The sequence below is a fragment of the Albidovulum sp. genome, from assembly GCF_049646345.1.
Classification (GTDB): Bacteria; Pseudomonadota; Alphaproteobacteria; order Rhodobacterales; family Rhodobacteraceae; genus Albidovulum.
Map to the genome: position 1 here is coordinate 1 of NZ_JBARVQ010000154.1, position 3,183 is coordinate 3,183.

At 57.8% G+C, this 3,183-nt stretch carries 4 protein-coding genes; all 4 read right to left on the minus strand.

The annotated features are described in order from the left end of the window. Nucleotides 1–190 precede the first annotated feature (190 nt). Nucleotides 191–1,063 (minus strand): MBL fold metallo-hydrolase, encoded by an 873-nt coding sequence (locus tag WBB85_RS03860; RefSeq protein WP_432637304.1) that lies wholly within the window; start codon nucleotides 1,061–1,063, stop codon nucleotides 191–193. A gap of 104 nt (nucleotides 1,064–1,167) precedes the next feature. Continuing rightward, the gene (gph, locus tag WBB85_RS03865; RefSeq protein ID WP_432637307.1) at nucleotides 1,168–1,821 is read right to left on the minus strand and encodes a phosphoglycolate phosphatase; all 654 of its coding nucleotides are present in this window, start codon (nucleotides 1,819–1,821) and stop codon (nucleotides 1,168–1,170) included. Nucleotides 1,822–1,826: 5 nt separating this feature from the next. Then, the gene (locus tag WBB85_RS03870; protein WP_432637305.1) at nucleotides 1,827–2,381 is read right to left on the minus strand and encodes a thioredoxin family protein; all 555 of its coding nucleotides are present in this window, start codon (nucleotides 2,379–2,381) and stop codon (nucleotides 1,827–1,829) included. A gap of 10 nt (nucleotides 2,382–2,391) precedes the next feature. Continuing rightward, nucleotides 2,392–3,084: a ribulose-phosphate 3-epimerase gene (gene rpe / locus WBB85_RS03875; protein ID WP_432637306.1), complete on the minus strand. Its 693-nt coding sequence runs from the start codon at nucleotides 3,082–3,084 to the stop codon at nucleotides 2,392–2,394. Nucleotides 3,085–3,183: the final 99 nt, after the last annotated feature.

Sequence of the window (3,183 nt, forward strand, 5' to 3'; positions counted from 1 at the left end):
GACTCTGGGTCCGCCACATGGGCCGAAATTCAGAAAAACTGGTAAAGAAGCGTATCAGCCTGGGGCGCAGACTACGTTGATGCTGAGGCATGGATGGAATCGCATTCTTCTTAAATAACTTGCGATCTTGAGATGACATCCGACTTTTCTACAAAAGTTCGTCGATTTTTCGTAGAAAAATCGTATTGGGTCACAGCCCGTTTATGGGCACTTTGAGATAGGTTTTTCCGTCTTCTGCGGCGGGAGGCATCTGTCCTGCTCGAATGTTGATCTGCAGGGACGGGATGATCAGCTTTGGCATTGCCAGCGTCTTGTCGCGGGCTTCGCGCATCTCGATGAAGTCGGCAGAGGACTGGCCGCTGCCGATATGGACATTGCGGGCTTGTTCTTCCGCAACAGTCGTTTCCCATTTGAATTCATCGCGCCCCGGTGCCTTATAGTCGTGCCCGACGAAAATCCGGGTCGTGTCCGGCAGACTTAGAATTCTCTGGATCGACGCGTAGAGCAATTCTGCTGACCCTCCGGGAAAATCACAGCGCGCCGTACCAAAATCCGGCATGAAAAGCGTATCGCCGACAAAGGCCGCATCGCCAATCACATAAGTCAGGCAGGCCGGTGTATGACCCGGCGTATGCAAAACGCGCGCCTTCAGCTCTCCGATATCGAATGTATCGCCGTCGCAAAAGAGCCGGTCGAACTGGCTGCCATCGCGCTGAAACTCGGTGCCTTCGTTGAAGATCTTGCCGAACGTGTCCTGCACGAGGATGATATTTTCACCAATGCCGATCCGGCCGCCAAGCCGTTCCTGAAGATAGGGCGCCGCCGAGAGGTGGTCGGCATGGACATGGGTTTCGAGGATCCATGCGACCGAAAGGCCGTTGTCGCGGATATGGGCAATGACGCGGTCGGCTGAGCGCGTATCGGTGCGTCCCGACGCATAGTCGAAATCGAGCACAGAATCGACGACCGCGCAGGCGGAACTCCCGGGATCCTTCACCAGAAAGGTCACAGTGTTCGTTGCGTCATCGAAAAACCCTGTTACGTCAGGTCCTTCAGCCGTCATCACATACTCCCGCTCTGTCTTCCCTGAGATATAAATGGCGCGGAACATATTTCAACGATCGAATATGAAATCCGTCCGCTTGTCAGGCCTTGGCGAGGATCATGTTACGCCCGGACGGAAAACCCGGCAACGATGTTCGGTAATTCGTCAAAATTCCGGAATGTTGTGGTGGTCCGAATTTCACGCAATGGCACCCTCAGATATCCTTCGGTGAACAGGATAAATGGCAGACCCGCAGCTTCGGCTGTGCGGGCATCGACCTCGCTGTCGCCGATGTAAAGTGCGGGCGATCCGAGCGCAGCAACGGCCGCTTGCAGCGGGGCAGGGTGGGGTTTCTTCTCAGCCAGACTGTCGCCTGCAATGACCGCATCGAAAAAGCCGTCAAGGCCAAGCGCCCTCAGTACAACCTCTGTCGCCGCGCCGGGTTTGTTGGTGCAGATGCCAAGCCGGTGGCCACGCTGCTGAAACTCTGCGAGCACGTCACGAACGTTCGGATAGACGCGCGTCAGTTCAGAGGACCGCGCGGTGTAGTCGGCAACCAGTTTTCCGGTCAGTTCCGCATGCCGGTCGGTGGGCAGCCCACGCGCCGCCATCACCCGGCGCACCAGAACCGGTGCCCCGTCGCCGACATAGGATTGCACCTCTGACCTGTTCATCGGGTCCTGGCCTTCCGCCGCCAGCAACCGGTTCACCGCAGCCATCAGATCGGGAACGCTGTCGATCAGCGTTCCGTCAAGATCGAAGATCAGCGAGGGCAGGGGGCTCACGCGGCCTTCCACTTGATTGAGCAACCCATCGAGGCAATCTGGTGTTCCGGGCCCATGCCGGTTTCGGCGACCGCTTTCATCGCCTCAAAAAGCTCGCGCTTCACATCGGGGCCCGCGGCCTGACGTCCCGACGCGTCAAGGCGGCCGCGATACTGAAGCTCCAAATCCGTGTTGAAACCGAAAAAATCCGGCGTGCAGATCGCGTTGTAAGCCTTTGCCACAGATTGATTTTCATCGAAGAGATAGGGGAAAGTAAACCCGTGTTTCAGCGCCTCTTGCTGCATATGCCCGAACCCGTCCTGCGGATAGGCAATCACGTCATTTGAGGATATTGCCGCGACACCAATGCCGAGCGTCTGCAAGGCCGCCGCGTCCCGCACGATGCGGTCTATGACCGATTGCACGTAAGGACAATGGTTGCAGATGAACATGATCAGCGTGCCATTCGGGCCTGCGATGTCTTTCAGGGACCAGTTGCGGCCATCAGTGCCGGGCAGGGTGAAATCCGGTGCTTTCCAGCCGAAGTCGCATATAGGTGGGTAAACGGCCATGTGGGGCTCCTTACCTGGCGGCGGCTTCTGCGGCGGCGCGGATCGCCGCGATGTTCTTGCCGTAGACATCCGGGTTCGCAACTGATCCGCCGGAAAATACGCCTGATCCGGCCACCAGCACATCAGCACCGGCCGCCGTGACCAGGGGCGCGGTTTCGGGTGTGATGCCGCCATCGATTTCGATATGGATCGGGCGGCCAGCGATCATGGAACGTAAGCTTCGCACCTTATCTATCTGGGAATGAATGAATTTCTGGCCTCCAAAGCCCGGGTTCACGGTCATGACACAGACGAGGTCAACAAGATCGAGGACCGGCGCCAGAGCCTCGGCCGGCGTACCGGGATTCAGCGCCAGACCAGCTTTTTTCCCTGTCGCACGAATGGCTTGCAATGTGCGGTGTATATGTGGGCCAGCCTCGACATGCGCGGTGATGATATCGGCGCCAGCCTCGGCGAAGGCCTCAATATAAGGGTCGACCGGCGCAATCATCAGATGCACATCCATGACAGTCCTGATATGCGGTCGGATCGCCTTGCACATCGCCGGGCCAAAGGTGAGGTTCGGCACGAAATGGCCGTCCATCACATCGACATGTACCCAGTCGCAGCCCTGATCCTCGATCGCGCGGATCTCCTGGCCGAAATTGGCAAAGTCGGCGGAAAGGATCGACGGGGCGATCTTGATCTTGCGGTCGAAAGACATGGGCGGACTCCGGGGTTGCTGTCAGGCTTCCTCTAACGGCAAAGCTGCGGTGATGCCAGTGTGAAGGCCAGTTTGCAGGTTCCGAACCCGACATTTAAT

Bases quoted from the DNA above. Each gene is read 5' to 3' on its own strand.
- WBB85_RS03860 (WP_432637304.1), bottom strand. From the start codon at position 1,063: ATGACGGCTGAAGGACCTGACGTAACAGGGTTTTTCGATGACGCAACG.
- rpe (WP_432637306.1), bottom strand. From the start codon at position 3,084: ATGTCTTTCGACCGCAAGATCAAGATCGCCCCGTCGATCCTTTCCGCC.
- WBB85_RS03870 (WP_432637305.1), bottom strand. From the start codon at position 2,381: ATGGCCGTTTACCCACCTATATGCGACTTCGGCTGGAAAGCACCGGAT.